The organism is Pseudomonas sp. JAI120 (assembly GCF_014207255.1).
Lineage (GTDB): Bacteria > Pseudomonadota > Gammaproteobacteria > Pseudomonadales > Pseudomonadaceae > Aquipseudomonas.
Genome location: NZ_JACHCZ010000002.1, coordinates 734,028 through 749,001, shown reverse-complemented (window position 1 = coordinate 749,001; position 14,974 = coordinate 734,028). Strand labels below are relative to the sequence as shown.

Sequence of the window (14,974 nt, the reverse complement as noted above, 5' to 3'; positions counted from 1 at the left end):
AAGCTTGGCGCTCTTCTGGTTTGCCGAATCGACCCGTGACTGATCCTTCTGAACCCAAACCCTGGTTTGTGTACCTGGTACGCGCCGCCAATGGCGCGTTGTATTGCGGCATCAGCAATGACCCGGTGCGTCGTTTTGCCTCTCATCAGAGCGGCAAGGGCGCACGGTTTTTCCTGTCCAGCCCGGCGGTCGCGCTGGTGTACACGGAGCAATGCGCGAGCAAAGGCGAGGCGTTGCGTCAGGAACGCTTGATCAAGAAGTTGAAGAAAAGCGCCAAGGAGTGCCTGGCGGCGAGTGGCTCATTGATTTGATTGATGGGTTGCCATCGTCCCCACGCGCGGTGTTGCAGGCTAAGCTAGTGGCTCACTTCGCCAACGGAGCCGGGCATGTCCGAGCTGATCCTGCACCACTACCCGCAGTCCCCATTCGCTGAAAAAGCCCGCCTGTTGCTGGGCTTCAAGGGCTTGTCCTGGCACTCGGTGCATATCTCGCCGGTGATGCCCAAGCCTGACCTGACCGCCCTCACCGGCGGCTATCGCAAGACCCCGGTGTTGCAAGTCGGCGCCGATATCTACTGCGACACCGCGTTGATCGCCCGGCGCCTGGAGCAGGATAAAGCGGCACCGGCGCTGTTTCCCCAAGGCCTGGAACTGGTCACCCAAGGCTTCGCGGCCTGGGCGGATTCGGTGGTGTTTTCCCATGCCGTAGCGCTGGTGTTCCAGCCCGAATCCCTGGCGGTCAAATTTGCCAAGGTACCGCCGGAGCTGCTTCAGGTGCTGGTGGCTGACCGCAGCAAACTGTTCAGCGATGGCACGGCAGCCCGTGTGCAACTCGACCAGGCCAAGCACCAATGGCCGGTCATCATCGGCCGCATTGATCAGCAATTGCAGCACGCGCCTGGGGATTTCCTGTTCGGCGAACCTTCGATTGCCGACTTTGCCCTGGCGCACCCGCTGTGGTTCCTCAAAGGCTCTTCGGTGACGGCGCCGCTGGTGGACGCCTATCCCGCCGTAGTCGCCTGGCTTGACCGCGTGCTGAGCTTCGGCCATGGCACTGCTACCCAGATGAGCGCCGAGCAAGCCCTGGACGTGGCGCGCAATGCCACACCGGCGGCGCTGCCCGAAGCGCTGTTCGAGGACTTGAACGGCTTCAAGCCCGGCCAGCAGGTGAGCATCTCGGCCACTGACTACGGCACCGACCCGGTCGTGGGTGAGCTGTTGTTTGCCGGGCGCGAAGAACTGATCCTGCGCCGCACCGATGAACGCGCCGGCACCGTGCATGTGCATTTCCCACGCTGGGGGTTCCGCATTCAGGCGCAATAAATAAAAATATTTGCCAACAAAGGTGAGGTAAATCGCCCGCCCATCCGTGTAGTGCTTGAAACTGCGATCTATTCGCATTAATGGCGTTTTCTACACGGGTTCTCACAGCATGAAGTCGACGGCGGGCGGTTTGGTTAAACAGTGGCTGGGAGCCTCGGTATTGGCGGTGTCGGGGCTGGCGTTGCTGCCCCTCGGCGTGGCGCAGGCGCAGGAGCAGCAAAGCGCCCAGTTCACCTTTGCCCTGGCAGCCAAGCCGCTGCCCCAGGCCCTGAGCGATTTCAGCCGGGTCACCGGGATCAGCGTGATCTACACCGATGAAGCGCCTTACGGCCTCAGTGCCCCGGCGGTCAGCGGGCAAATGAGTGCCAACCAGGCCCTGCAACGTCTGCTGGGCAACTCCGGCTTCACGTTCCGCCAGATCGACGCCCGCACCTTGGCCCTGGAACCGGTGCCCACCGATGGCGCGCTCAACCTCGGCGCGACCACCATCAGCGGCGTCGGCCAAACCGAGGACAGCACCAGCTACCAGCCCCCGCCCACCAGCTCGGTGATGCGCTCCCGTGCTTTGCTGCTGGAAACCCCGCAAACCGTCAACGTGGTCCCCGCGCAAGTGCTGCGCGACCAGACCCCGCGCAACCTGGATGATGCCCTGGCCAACATCAGCGGCATCACCCAGGCCAATACCCTGGCCAGCACCCAGGACGCGGTGATGCTGCGCGGTTTTGGCGACAACCGTAACGGTTCGATCATGCGCGATGGCATGCCGGTGGTGCAGGGCCGGGCGTTGAATTCAACCGCAGAACGGGTCGAAGTGCTCAAGGGCCCGTCGTCGCTGCTGTATGGCATCCAGGACCCGGGCGGCGTAGTCAATATCGTCAGCAAAAAGCCGCAACTGACCCAGGCCACGTCCCTGACCGTGCGCGGCTCGACCTTCGGCGACGGCAAGAACGGCAGCGGCGGCAACCTCGACACCACCGGCCCCATCGGGGATTCGGGCCTGGCGTATCGCCTGATCGTCGACCATGAAGACGAGGACTACTGGCGTAATTTCGGCACCCATCGCGAGTCACTGGTGGCGCCGTCCCTGGCCTGGTATGGCGATTCAACCAAGTTGTTGTTCGCCTACGAACACCGCGAATTTCTCTCGCCGTTCGACCGCGGCACGGCCATCGACAAGTCCAACCACCCATTGGACATCCCGGCCACTCGCCGTCTGGATGAGCCGTTCAACAACATGGAAGGCCGTTCCGACCTGTACCGCTTTGAAGCCGACCACGACTTGAACGACGACTGGAAAGCCCATTTCGGCTACAGCTGGAACCGTGAGACCTACGACGCCAGCCAGGTGCGCGTCAGCGCGGTGAGCACCAACGGCACCCTGACCCGCAAGATGGACGGCACCCAGGGCGCGATCACCACTGACCGCTTCACCACGGCGAGCCTGGAAGGCAAGGTCAATGTACTGGGCATGCAGCATGACCTGGTGTTCGGCCTGGACGACGAGTACCGCAAGATCTACCGCGCCGACCTGATTCGCCAGAACTCGCGCGGCACCTTCAACTACAACAACCCGGTGTACGGCAACGAAGTCGCGGGCACCAGCGTCAGTGCCGCCGACAGCGCCCAGACCGACCTGTTGCGCAGCGACTCGCTGTTCTTCCAGGACGCGATTCACCTGACCGACCAGTGGATCTTCGTGGCCGGTGCGCGCTATCAGATGTATGACCAGTACGCCGGCAAGGGCGTGCCGTTCAAGGCCAACACCGACGGCAACGGCCAGGCCTGGGTGCCGCGTGCCGGCCTGGTGTATCGCTACACCGATGAGCTGTCGTTCTACGGCAGCTACACCGAGTCGTTCAAACCCAACTCCACCATCGCCCCTTTGCTCGATGGCAGCACGCTGACCGGTGACCTCACGCCTGAGGAATCCAAGTCGTGGGAGTTGGGCGCCAAGCTCGATATCCCGGGGCGCATCACCGCCAGTGCCGCGTTGTTCACTATCGACAAGCGCAATGTGCTGGTGTCGGTAGGCTCGAGTGCGAACACCGTCTACAGCATCGCGGGGCAAGTACGTTCCCGTGGCCTGGAACTGGACGCCACCGGCCAGTTGACCGACAAGTGGAGCCTGATCGGCAGCTACGCCTTTACCGATGCCGAAGACATCAAGGACAACAACCCGGCGCTTGAAGGCAACCGCCTGCAAAACGTGGCCAGGCACACCGGTTCGCTGTCGGTGGCCTACGATTTCGGCAACATTTTCGGCGGCGATCAGTTGCGTGTCGGCACCGGTGCGCGGTATGTCGGCGAGCGCGCAGGCGACGCCGCCAACGACTTCAACCTGCCGGGCTACACCGTGGCGGATGCCTTCGCCACCTACGACACCAGGATCGAGGGGCAGAAGGTCAAATTCCAGGTCAACGTGAAGAACCTGTTCGACCGCGTCTACTACACCTCGGCGGCCAGTCGCTTGTTTGTGTCCATGGGCGATGCGCGGCAGGTGTCGGTGTCCAGCACCCTGGAGTTCTAAACCCCGGCGGGTTCCCTGTGGTGAGCGGGCTTGCCCCGCGTTGGGCTGCGAAGCGGCCCCAAAACAGGTTCTGCGGTGTTCCTGAAAAAACACGGCGGCATTAGTAAGGGCGGCTTCGCCACCCAGCGCGGGGCAAGCCCGCTCGCCACAAAGGTACGGAGCTGTTAGCGTTGCGGCCATTAGTGGCTTTGCGGAACACAGTACCGATGCACTTTGGACGATGGCTACACCTGCTGTGCCTGAGCGTTTTACTGGGCGGCTGCGCGAGTGTTTCGCAGCCTTCCACGCCTTCAACACTGGATCACCTGCTGGCCGATCCGGCCCTCGATGGCGCCACGGTTTCCGTCATGGTGCGCGACGCCCGCAGCGGCAGCACCCTCTATCAACACAATCCGCGCACACGCCTGATCCCGGCCTCCAACCTCAAGTTGCTCACCACCGCTGCGGCGATGGATGTGCTGGGGCCGCAATACCGCTTCTCCACCCAACTGTTGAGCGACGGCACCCGGCAAGGTGAACGTCTTACCGGCAACCTGTACCTGCGCGGCCTCGGCGACCCGACCACGCAGTTCGCCGATTACCAGGCATTGGCCGCCCAGTTGGCCAGCCAGGGCGTGCGCCAGGTGCAAGGCGACCTGGTGTTCGATGACACGTGGTTCGACGCCGAGCGCCTGGGCGTGGATTGGGCCCAGGACGACGAAAGTACCTACTACGGCGCGCAGATTTCGGCGCTGACGGTGTCGCCGAATGCGGATTTTGACGCGGGCACCTTGCTCGTTACGGCGAAGGCTCCCGTCGCACTCGGCCAGCCAGTGAGCGTGGTGGTGAGCCCGTCCACCGACTACGTGCAACTGAGCAACCGCGCTGTCAGTGGCCCCGGCAACAGCTACGGCATCACCCGCCAGCACGGCACCAACCTGCTGCAACTCACCGGCGCGCTCGCACCGGGCAAGCAAAGCCGGCAATGGGTGAGTGTGTGGGAACCGACGCAACTGGTGGCCAATCTGTTTGAGCAGGCCTTGGCGCAGCAGGGCATCCACGTGCTGGGCCGGCGCGTGATCGGTGGCACCAGCCCCGCGACGGCGACGGTGTTGGCGGAGCATCAATCGGCGCCGTTGCAGGGCTTGATCACGCCGCTGCTCAAGCTCTCGAACAACAACATGTCCGAAGCCTTGCTCAAGGCCATGGGCCGCAAAACCGCCAATGCCGGCACGGCGGCCGCGGGCGTGGCAGCGGTGACAGCCTTTATGCAGCGTCAGGGCCTGGACCCGGCGACGTTGAATCAGGTGGACGGTTCGGGTCTATCGCGACGTAATCTGGTGTCGTCACAGAATCTGACCGACCTGTTGTTGGCCACTTCCAAACAACCCTGGTTCGACGCCTGGTACAACGCCTTGCCGATTGCCGGCAATGCCGACCGTATGACCGGCGGCAGCCTGCGATATCGCCTGCGCGGGACGGCTGCCCAAAACAACCTGCACGCCAAGACCGGCTCCATGGCCGGCGTATCATCGTTGAGCGGCTATATCACCGATGCCGACGGACGGCGCCTGGTATTTTCGATGATCAGCAATAACTACGTCAGCGACGCAGCCCCTATCCGCGCCCTCGAAAATCGCCTGGCGCTGGCGCTGTCCCAGTGGCACGACTAGCTCAGGGCTGGTAGCCCATCCGCCAACTCACGGCCCGGGTCGCCGCCAGCAAGCGCTGCGCCGCCGGGCCATCTTCGTCGGCGTGGAACAGCGAGGTGGGACCGACCACGGTCATCACCGCCGCCACTTGCCCGACCGCGTTGAACACCGGCGCCGACAACGCATCCACCCCCGGCATCAGCAGGCCATGCACAAAGTGCAGGCCGCGCTGGCGGATCTGTTCACAGGCCGTGGCGTAGGCCTGGTCGTTGGCGAGGGCATGGGCGGTACCGGCCTGAATTTCACGCTCACGCAACTCGACGGTTTCCCGCGACGGCAGGAAGGCACTGAACACCAGGCCGGTGGATGAACTGAGCAGCGGTAACACCGAACCCAATTGCGTCACCACCGTCACGGCGCGCACGGCCGGTTCGATCTGTACCACGGTTGCGCCCTGGTTGCCCCATACCGCCAGAAAGCAGGTTTCATTCAAATCGTCGCGCAGCTCTGCCAGGGGCATCGCGCCGACTTTCAGCACGTCCATGCTACCCAGCGCGGCCAGGCCTACACGCAACGCTTCGCGCCCCAGGCCGTAATGGTTGGTGGCGGTGTTCTGTTCAGCAAAACCCGAGGCGATCAGCGCCTGTAGATAACGGTGCACCTTGCTCGCCGGCATCTGCACATGGTCGGCCAGCCGCGACAGCGACGTGGAGGGCGACAGTTCGGCCAGGGCCTTGAGGATGTCGGTGCCCACTTCGGCCGAGCGGACTTTCTGTTTACCGGTGTCGCGGGGCTTTTCCATGGAGAGGCGAGAATCCGAGAGATGAATGGGCGTCTTTATAGCTTGACGGTCGACAGTGATCAAATTACGTTATGCGTAACTGGATTACGATAAAAACAACTTCCGCATAGAGGATGATCCATGAACCTCGAATACCTGTCGGGCTTCGGCAATGAATTCGCCAGCGAAGCCTTGCTCGGCGCCTTGCCGGTCGGGCAGAACTCCCCGCAAAAAGCGCCCTACGGGCTGTATACCGAACTGTTTTCCGGCACCGCCTTCACCATGGTGCGCAGCGAAGCCCGCCGCACCTGGCTGTACCGCATCCAACCGTCGGCCAATCACCCGGCGTTTATCAAGCTGGAGCGGCAGCTGGCCGGTGGCCCTTTGGGCGCAGTGACGCCCAATCGCCTGCGCTGGAACCCGTTGGATATTCCGACTGAGCCGACGGACTTTATCGACGGCCTGGTCGGCATGGTGGCCAACGCCGGGTCGGAAAAACCCTCGGGCATCAGCATCTATAGCTACTGCGCTAATCGCTCCATGGACCGTGTGTTCTTCAATGCCGACGGCGAACTGTTGATCGTGCCCGAGCAGGGCCGCCTGCGCATCGCCACCGAATTGGGCGTGCTGGACGTCGAGCCGCTGGAAATTGCGGTGTTGCCCCGTGGCCTCAAATTTCGCGTTGAACTGCTGGATGCACAAGCGCGCGGTTACGTCGCCGAAAACCATGGCGCACCGCTGCGCCTGCCGGACCTGGGGCCTATCGGCAGCAACGGCCTGGCCAATCCGCGTGACTTCCTCACCCCGGTGGCCCACTACGAAGACCTCAAGCAACCGACCACGCTGGTGCAGAAATTCCTCGGTGAACTGTGGGCCTGCGAGCTGGACCATTCACCGCTGAACGTGGTGGCCTGGCACGGCAACAACGTGCCGTACAAATACGACCTGCGCCGTTTCAACACCATTGGCACGGTAAGTTTCGATCACCCCGACCCGTCGATCTTCACTGTATTGACCTCGCCCACCAGCACCCACGGCCTGGCCAACCTCGACTTCGTGATATTCCCGCCGCGCTGGATGGTGGCCGAGAACACCTTCCGTCCGCCGTGGTTCCACCGCAACCTGATGAACGAATACATGGGCTTGATCCAGGGCGCCTACGACGCCAAGGCCGAAGGCTTCCTGCCCGGCGGCGCGTCGCTGCACAGCTGCATGAGCGCCCACGGCCCGGACGGCGAGACCTGCACCAAAGCCATCAACGTGGACCTGGCGCCGCACAAGATCGACAACACCATGGCCTTCATGTTCGAGACCAGCCAGGTGCTGCGTCCGACCCAGTTCGCCCTGGAGTGCCCGCAACTGCAACCTTCTTATGACGCGTGCTGGGCCTCGCTGCCCGCCACCTTCAACCCGAACCGGAGATAACCCATGACGCAGCCAACCCTTACCCGCAGCTGGGTAGCCTCCGCCAACGGTCACCGCGATTTCCCCCTGCAAAACCTGCCGCTGGGGGTGTTCAGCATCAATGGCTCGGCCCCGCGCAGCGGCGTCGCGATTGGCGACGCGATCCTCGACCTGCACGCCGCCCTGGATGAGTTTGAAGGCGAGGCCCGCCAAGCCGTTGAATCCACCGTGGGCGGCCAGTTGAACGCCTTTTTCGAGCTGGGCCGTGGCCCGCGCGTGGCGTTGCGCGAGCGCCTGCTGGAACTGCTGGCGGAGGGCAGCAAACTGCAAACCCGTGAAGCGCAGGTGCTGCACCGCGCCGCCGATTGCCAGATGCACCTGCCGGCGAAGATCAACGACTACACCGACTTCTACGTCGGCATCGAGCACGCGCAGAACGTCGGCAAACTGTTCCGCCCGGATAACCCGCTGCTGCCGAACTACAAGTACGTCCCGATCGGTTATCACGGCCGCGCCTCGACCATTCGCACCTCGGGTGCCGAGGTACGTCGCCCCAAAGGCCAGACCTTGCCGGCCGGCCAGACTGAGCCGAGCTTCGGCCCCTGCGCACGCCTGGACTATGAGCTGGAACTGGGCATCTGGATCGGCCAGGGCAATGCCATGGGCGACTCGATTGCCATTGGCGATGCGGCCGAGCATATCGCCGGTTTCTGCCTGCTCAATGACTGGTCGGCGCGGGACATCCAGGCCTGGGAATACCAGCCGCTGGGGCCGTTCCTGTCGAAGAGCTTCATCACCACCATTTCACCGTGGGTGGTCACGGCCGAAGCCCTGGAACCGTTCCGCAAAGCACAACCAGCGCGGCCCGAAGGCGATCCGCAACCGCTGCCGTACCTGCTGGATAAACGCGATCAGGCGGCCGGCGCCTTCGATATAGAACTGGAAGTACTGCTCACCACGGCGTCGATGCGCGAGCAAAACCTGCCGGCCCATCGTCTGGCCCTGAGCAACAGCCTGCATATGTACTGGACCGTCGCGCAGTTGGTGGCGCACCACAGCGTCAACGGCTGCCAATTGCAGGCCGGCGACCTGTTCGGTTCGGGCACCTTGTCCGGCCCTGAGGCAGGGCAGTTCGGCAGCCTGCTGGAGATGACCGAGGGCGGTAAGAAGGTCATCGAACTGCCTTCCGGCGAAGTGCGCAGGTTCCTTGAAGACGGTGATGAAGTCATTCTGCGCGCCCGTTGCAACCGTGAAGGCTTTGCCTCCATCGGCTTCGGCGAATGCCGTGGCACCGTGGTCGCGGCGCGCTAGGAGGGCAGGGCGATGGAACTCTATACCTACTACCGTTCAACGGCGTCATACCGGGTGCGCATCGCCCTCGCGCTCAAGGGCCTGGATTTCACTGCGGTGCCCGTCAACCTGCTGGTGCCGGCGGGTGGCGCCAATCGCCAGCCCGAATACCTGGCCATCAACCCCCAAGGTCGCGTTCCGGCCTTGCGCACCGATGAGGGCGAGTTGCTGATTCAGTCCGCGACGATCATTGAATATCTGGACGAACGTTATCCACAGGCGCCGCTGCTTTCCAAGGACATGGTCACCCGTGCCCATGAACGCGCGGTGGCGTCGATCATCGGCTGCGATATTCACCCGTTGCACAATTCCAGCACCCAGAACCTGCTGCGTCAGTGGGGGCATGATGACGTGCAGGTGCTGGAGTGGATCGGGCATTGGATCAGCCTGGGGCTGGGTGCGGTGGAGCAGTTGATTGGCGATAAGGGTTATTGCTTTGGCGAGCAGCCGGGGATGGCGGACGCATTCCTGATTCCCCAGTTGTATGCGGCGGAGCGCTTCAAGGTGCCATTGGCGGCTTACCCGCGCATCGGCGGGGTGGCGGCGTTGGCGGCGCAGCATCCGGCATTCATCCAGGCCCATCCTGCCAGCCAACCCGATACGCCTTGAATGATCGTTCCCTCGCGCGGGAACAATAAAAACCTTGATGTTCCTGTTTGCCGGCACCTTCGCCATCGGCATGGCCTGGTTTTACCGATCGATTGAAGAGCAAATTGTCCTGTGGCAAGTCCGCTCGCCACAGGACAATTTGCTGCTGAAAAGTCGTGGGTTCAATGCACCACGAAGTTGGGCGGCAGGTGCCCCAGCCGCTCAGTCAGGCGTAGGCGTTGGATCGGGTCTTCGCTCAGCATCAGCGCGTGTTCGAGGTCGAAGCGCTCGGCGTTGGGGCAGTCCAGGCGCTGATACAGGCTGGCCCGCGCGAGGTAATCGGCAGCGCTGGCATTGCCCAGTTCCAGCACGCGCTCGGCGTCGATCAACGCGGCCAAAGGGTTGTCATTGGCCAGGTGCAACTGGCGCAGGTTGCGGGACAGCCGTTGCAGGATCGAACGGGGTTCGGCGGTGTGCAGGTGGTCGACCTGCAACTTGAGGTTGGGGCCGTACTGGCGTTGCAGCAGCTCGCGGCAATCGTTGGGGTACAGGCGTCGCCCGCCGCAGGGGTCCAGCAGGTGATCGGCACCGGGCACTCGCAACAGGAAGTGGCCGGGGAAGTTGACGCCGACCATGGGGATCCCCAGGCGTCGAGCCAGCTCCATGGCAATCAACCCCAGGGCCAGGGGCTGCCCGCGTTTGCGTTGCAACACCTTGTCCAGCAGGGCGGCGGCGGGGCGCAGCGGGGTGAAGTCATCCTGGGCGAAGCCGAGGTCATTCATGCGTCGCAGCAAGGGCTGCCCCAGTTCGTCCGCCGGCAGCAGGGGCATGCCCTGGTTGACCTGTTGCTCGAGCAATTTCAGGTCCTGCATGATCAACGCTGGTAGCACCGCCGGGTCATGCTCGGCGGCAATCCACAGCGCGGCTTCAAACAGCGCGGGGGGCGAACGTTCCAGGCAGGCGAAAAAGGCTTGGCGGGGATTCATTGCTTTCTCCGGCAGATGCCCCGTTTTAGCCTTGCTGGGAAATTTCGTCCAGTGTCTTGAGAGATATCCTACGTGCTTATGTCGCAGGACCTGCAAAACCGAGCGGCTTATTCCAGCGCACTTCGGCAGTTTTCTGCCGCAAGCCTATACTTGGCGACACAAGAAGTGATTCGGGAGCTCGACGATGTTTGCTCTCATGCACAGCACCCGCCTTGAATCGCTGCACCTGAGCATCGACCCGGTGACGGGGTTGAAGGCGGTTATAGCCATCCACAACAGCCGCCTGGGCCCAGCCCTGGGTGGTTGTCGCTACCTTGCTTACCCCGACGATGAAAGCGCCGTGGCGGACGCCGCGCGCCTGGCCCAAGGCATGAGCTACAAGGCCGCCCTGGCCGGGTTGCCGGTGGGTGGCGGTACGGCGGTGATCCTGCGCCCCGCCCATGTGGAAAACCGTGCGGCACTGTTTGAAGCCTTCGGTCGTTGCATCGAGCAACTCGACGGTCGCTACATCACCGCCACCGACAGCGGCACCTCGGTCGCCGACATGGACTGCATCGCTCAACACACCCGTTTCGTTACCAGCACCACCGCCGCCGGGGACCCTTCGCCCCATGCCGCCATGGGCGTGTTCGCCGGGATCCGCACCACCGCCATGGCCCGTCTGGGCAGCGACAACCTCGAAGGCTTGCGCGTGGCCATCCAGGGCCTGGGCAACGTGGGCTTCGCCCTGGCCGAACAACTGCACGCCGCCGGCGCCGAACTGCTGGTCAGCGACATCGACCACGGCAAGGTGCAACTGGCCATGGAACAGCTCGGCGCGCACCCGATCGCCAACGACGCCTTGCTCAGCACCCCGTGCGACATCCTCGCACCCTGCGGCCTGGGCGCCGTGTTCAACCGCCAGAGCGTCGGCCAGCTACGCTGCGCCGCCGTGGCCGGTTCCGCCAGTGCGCAACTGACCAACCTGCAAGTGGCCGACCAACTCGAAGGCCGCGGCATCCTCTACGCCCCGGACTACGTGATCAACTCCGGTGGCCTGATCTACGTCGCCCTCAAGCACAGCGGCGCCGAACTGCCGACCATCACCGCGCACCTGTCCAACATCGGCACGCGCCTGACCGAAATCTTCGCCCACGCCCAGGCCGAAAAACGCTCCCCGGCACGGGTCGCGGACGAACTGGCCGAGCGTTTGCTCTACAAATAGGCCAGGCATTAAAAAGGCCCTGAATCATGGACTCAGGGCCTGTTCAATTCGGACTTTATTCCGCCGGTGCGTTCAGCAGCTCGGACAACGCGTCCGGTTGGCTCTTGAACGCCTTGGCAAACACATCGCGATTCTTCGCCATGTAGATCCCCGCTTCTTCCACCTGCTGCTCGCTCAGGGACGGCACGGCTTTTTGCAACACTTCTGCGAGCAACTCAGCGAGTTCAAGCATCTTGTCATGACGGTCAGCTTCGGCTTTATCCATGAACAAACGCTCCAGATCTCGGCTGCTGCGGTATACCACTTCGACGGCCATTCACCACCTCACATGCCTTCACGATAGTTGTCTTTTGCGACTACTGTATTTATATACAGCTAAAAGGTTAAGCCAAACTGTGGGGTTTGGGTAGCAGTTTTTTAATGTAGCCCGTAAATACAGGTTAGGCGTGCCTCATGTCACCCCGCCATCATCTTATACCCGCCTCTGGCCTTTTTTCTGCATGCAGAACAACCGTCACGTCCAACCCGCATTATCCGGTCGAACCGACCTAAGGAAGCACCATCGTGAAATTTAATTGGGCCGAAAAGCTGCGCCATCAAGTCCATGGGCTGGCCGAGTCCCTGGGTAACCTGTTTGTCGAGTCGTTCCACTACCTGGCGTTGTTCGCCATCGGTGCGGTGACCGCCTGGGCAGCGGTGATGGAATTTCTGGGGATGCTGGAGAATGGACACATCAAGATCGATGACATCTTGCTGTTGTTCATCTACCTGGAATTGGGCGCGATGGTCGGGATTTATTTCAAGACCAACCACATGCCGGTGCGCTTCCTGATCTACGTGGCGATCACCGCGCTGACGCGTCTGTTGATCTCCAACGTGTCTCACCACAACCCGCCCGACCTCGGCATCATCTACCTGTGCGGCGGGATTCTGCTGTTGGCGTTTGCGATTCTGGTGGTGCGTTACGCGTCGTCGGCGTTCCCGTCGGTGAAGGTCGAAGGCCCGCGTCGCAAGGGCGAGGCGAGCCTGGAAACCGAGAAGGGTGAGCTTTAAAGCCCGACGCTGAAGGGAAGGGCGCGGGCCGGTGGCCGCTGCAACAATTTGTGGCTGTCGCCGTCCGTCATCACCGTCAGGATCTCCATGGCGCTGTGGCCCTGCTCGATGGCAATGCCGAATTGAATGCTTTGCACCAGGCGTTTGAGCCGTTGCGGGTCGTTGCGTTGTTCGGCGCTGATCATGCGTTTGGCCACTACACCCGTCTCATCCGAGAGGGTGAGCATGATGCTTCCGTCGAGCCGTTGGATGCTCAGGTTGACGCGGTATTTTGGGGTGAAGGTGTCGGTGATGATCTGAAAAGGATTGTCCATGGTGCGTTACCGCCTGATAAGAACATGCAGTCATTGACGACCGGTGTCGTGATTAGTTCGCGTTGCCTGACCACCGGCCACTCCGTCGCTGAGGTTGTACAAATTCCGTTTACCTCATGAGCTGTACAGCAAAGGGCGTGCCGTACAGCGATCTGTCAAACAATGAGCGCCTTATGTGGGAGGGGGCTTGCTCCCGATAGCGGTGCATCAGTCAATGAATACTTGGCTGATTCACCGCTATCGGGAGCAAGCCCCCTCCCACATGGGTTCTATGTTGTTATTGAGATCGGTGATCCGTTTCAGGGCAACACGGAAAAAACGATCGCTGACAGCGCAATCAGCACTCCACCCAGCTGACCGCCAGGCCGCCCCGTGACGTTTCTTTGTATTTGTCATGCATGTCGGCGCCGGTATCGCGCATGGTGCGGATCACCCGGTCGAGGGAAATGAAGTGCTTGCCGTCGCCGCGCAGGGCCATTTGCGTGGCGTTGATGGCCTTGACCGCGGCGATGGCATTGCGCTCGATGCACGGCACTTGCACCAGGCCGCCGACTGGGTCGCAGGTCAGGCCGAGGTTGTGTTCCAGGCCGATTTCGGCGGCGTTTTCCAGTTGTTCGGGGCTGGCGCCGAGGATGTCGGCCAAGCCGGCGGCGGCCATGGCGCAGGCTGACCCGACTTCGCCCTGGCAGCCGACTTCGGCACCGGAGATTGAGGCGTTTTTCTTACACAGAATGCCGACGGCTGCGGCGGCCAGGAAGAAATTGACCACATCGTCGTCGGACGCGTCGGCGTTGAACTTCATGTAGTAATGCAGCACCGCCGGGATGATCCCCGCCGCGCCATTGGTCGGCGCGGTGACCATGCGACCGCCCGCGGCATTTTCTTCGTTGACGGCGAGGGCAAACAGGTTGACCCATTCCATGGCCGACAAGGTCGAGGTGATCACATTGGGTTTGCCGATTTCCAGCAGGCTGCGGTGCAGTTTTGCTGCGCGGCGGGGCACGTCCAGGCCACCTGGGAGGATGCCTTCGTCACGCAGGCCTTGTTCCACGCATTCGCGCATCACCGACCAGATATGCAGCAGGCCGCTGCGGATCTGTTCATCGCTGCGCCATGCGCGCTCGTTGGCCATCATCAATTCGGAAACCCGCAGGCCATGCTTGTTGCACAGGGCCAGCAGTTCGACGGCGCTGGAGAACTCGTAAGGCAATTGCACATCGCCGGTCGGTGCAATGCCCGAAGCGGCTTCAGCGGCGTCGATGATGAAACCGCCACCCACCGAATAATAGGTTTGCTCACTCAGCAGGCCGTTGTCGCCGTAGGCCAGCAGGGACATGGCGTTGGGGTGGTAGGGCAGGCTTTCGTCCAGCAGTAGGAGGTCGCTTTGCCAGTTGAAGGCAATTTCATGCTTGCCGGCCAGTAACAAGCGACCGGACTCGCGCAGTTGCTGGATACGCGGGTTGATCGAGGTGGGATCGACCTGATCCGGCCATTCGCCCATCAGGCCCATGACACAGGCGCGGTCGGTGGCGTGGCCGACACCGGTGGCGGACAGCGAGCCATACAGGCGCACTTCGACGCGGCGCGTTTCACCCAGCCATTGCTGGTCGCTCAGGGCTTGGACGAAGGTCGCCGCCGCGCGCATGGGGCCGACGGTATGGGAGCTGGAAGGGCCGATGCCCACCTTGAATAGATCGAAAACACTGATAGCCATGCTAAAGCCTTACAAGCAATGGAGTAGGAATCGCTGCCATGTTTTGTAGGACGAGCGCAGTTGGCTTGATACTGAGCCTCTGGATCAGCACTGACCAACG

The 14,974-nt window shown here is 62.4% G+C and carries 14 protein-coding genes; 9 read left to right on the top strand and 5 right to left on the bottom strand.

Annotated features, from left to right (window positions below; translation table 11 throughout):
- Positions 1 to 35 precede the first annotated feature (35 nt).
- From HDC32_RS15255 to dacB, 4 genes are all read left to right on the top strand, one after another.
- Positions 36 to 311: a GIY-YIG nuclease family protein gene (locus HDC32_RS15255; RefSeq protein WP_090409144.1), complete on the top strand. Its 276-nt coding sequence runs from the start codon at positions 36 to 38 to the stop codon at positions 309 to 311.
- A gap of 75 nt (positions 312 to 386) precedes the next feature.
- A complete protein-coding gene (locus HDC32_RS15250) occupies positions 387 to 1,322 on the top strand; it encodes a glutathione S-transferase family protein (protein WP_131698326.1) in 936 nt (311 codons plus the stop codon).
- A 109-nt stretch (positions 1,323 to 1,431) separates the two neighbouring features.
- Complete coding sequence (locus HDC32_RS15245) at positions 1,432 to 3,849, top strand: TonB-dependent receptor (protein ID WP_184744589.1); 2,418 nt, start codon at positions 1,432 to 1,434, stop codon at positions 3,847 to 3,849.
- 206 nt (positions 3,850 to 4,055) lie between these two features.
- Complete coding sequence (gene dacB / locus HDC32_RS15240) at positions 4,056 to 5,501, top strand: D-alanyl-D-alanine carboxypeptidase/D-alanyl-D-alanine-endopeptidase (protein ID WP_184744587.1); 1,446 nt, start codon at positions 4,056 to 4,058, stop codon at positions 5,499 to 5,501.
- A 1-nt stretch (position 5,502) separates the two neighbouring features.
- Here dacB and HDC32_RS15235 read toward each other — a convergent pair whose 3' ends face one another.
- Positions 5,503 to 6,282 (bottom strand): IclR family transcriptional regulator, encoded by a 780-nt coding sequence (locus HDC32_RS15235; RefSeq protein ID WP_131698323.1) that lies wholly within the window; start codon positions 6,280 to 6,282, stop codon positions 5,503 to 5,505.
- Between the two features lie 120 nt (positions 6,283 to 6,402).
- On the opposite strand from HDC32_RS15235, the gene hmgA reads away from it, so the two are divergent.
- From hmgA to maiA, 3 genes are read left to right on the top strand one after another with little or no spacing between them, the layout of a single operon-like run.
- Positions 6,403 to 7,686, top strand: coding sequence for a homogentisate 1,2-dioxygenase (hmgA, locus tag HDC32_RS15230; protein WP_184744585.1), 1,284 nt, complete (start codon positions 6,403 to 6,405; stop codon positions 7,684 to 7,686).
- 3 nt (positions 7,687 to 7,689) lie between these two features.
- Positions 7,690 to 8,976, top strand: a complete 1,287-nt coding sequence (fahA, locus tag HDC32_RS15225; RefSeq protein ID WP_167654766.1) for a fumarylacetoacetase — start codon at positions 7,690 to 7,692, stop codon at positions 8,974 to 8,976.
- A 12-nt stretch (positions 8,977 to 8,988) separates the two neighbouring features.
- Positions 8,989 to 9,624: a maleylacetoacetate isomerase gene (maiA, locus tag HDC32_RS15220; RefSeq protein WP_184744583.1), complete on the top strand. Its 636-nt coding sequence runs from the start codon at positions 8,989 to 8,991 to the stop codon at positions 9,622 to 9,624.
- Between the two features lie 161 nt (positions 9,625 to 9,785).
- Here maiA and HDC32_RS15215 read toward each other — a convergent pair whose 3' ends face one another.
- Positions 9,786 to 10,589 (bottom strand): SirB1 family protein, encoded by an 804-nt coding sequence (locus HDC32_RS15215; protein ID WP_131698319.1) that lies wholly within the window; start codon positions 10,587 to 10,589, stop codon positions 9,786 to 9,788.
- 184 nt (positions 10,590 to 10,773) lie between these two features.
- Here HDC32_RS15215 and HDC32_RS15210 point away from each other — a divergent pair, with 184 nt between their 5' ends.
- Positions 10,774 to 11,793 carry a Glu/Leu/Phe/Val dehydrogenase dimerization domain-containing protein gene (locus tag HDC32_RS15210; RefSeq protein ID WP_027604689.1) on the top strand — a complete coding sequence of 340 codons (1,020 nt, stop codon included), beginning with the start codon at positions 10,774 to 10,776 and terminating at the stop codon, positions 11,791 to 11,793.
- Between the two features lie 55 nt (positions 11,794 to 11,848).
- Here HDC32_RS15210 and HDC32_RS15205 read toward each other — a convergent pair whose 3' ends face one another.
- On the bottom strand, positions 11,849 to 12,109 hold the full coding sequence (locus HDC32_RS15205; RefSeq protein WP_012722374.1) for a YebG family protein: 261 nt from the start codon (positions 12,107 to 12,109) through the stop codon (positions 11,849 to 11,851).
- A gap of 248 nt (positions 12,110 to 12,357) precedes the next feature.
- Between HDC32_RS15205 and HDC32_RS15200 the strand changes: the two genes are divergently transcribed.
- A complete protein-coding gene (locus HDC32_RS15200; protein WP_027604688.1) occupies positions 12,358 to 12,846 on the top strand; it encodes a phosphate-starvation-inducible protein PsiE in 489 nt (162 codons plus the stop codon).
- On the opposite strand, the gene HDC32_RS15195 is transcribed toward HDC32_RS15200, so the two are convergent.
- On the bottom strand, positions 12,843 to 13,160 hold the full coding sequence (locus HDC32_RS15195) for a DUF3509 domain-containing protein (protein ID WP_131698318.1): 318 nt from the start codon (positions 13,158 to 13,160) through the stop codon (positions 12,843 to 12,845). The genes HDC32_RS15200 and HDC32_RS15195 overlap by 4 nt on opposite strands.
- A 337-nt stretch (positions 13,161 to 13,497) precedes the next feature.
- Positions 13,498 to 14,874: an L-serine ammonia-lyase gene (locus HDC32_RS15190; protein WP_184744581.1), complete on the bottom strand. Its 1,377-nt coding sequence runs from the start codon at positions 14,872 to 14,874 to the stop codon at positions 13,498 to 13,500.
- Between the last annotated feature and the right edge of the window lie 100 nt (positions 14,875 to 14,974).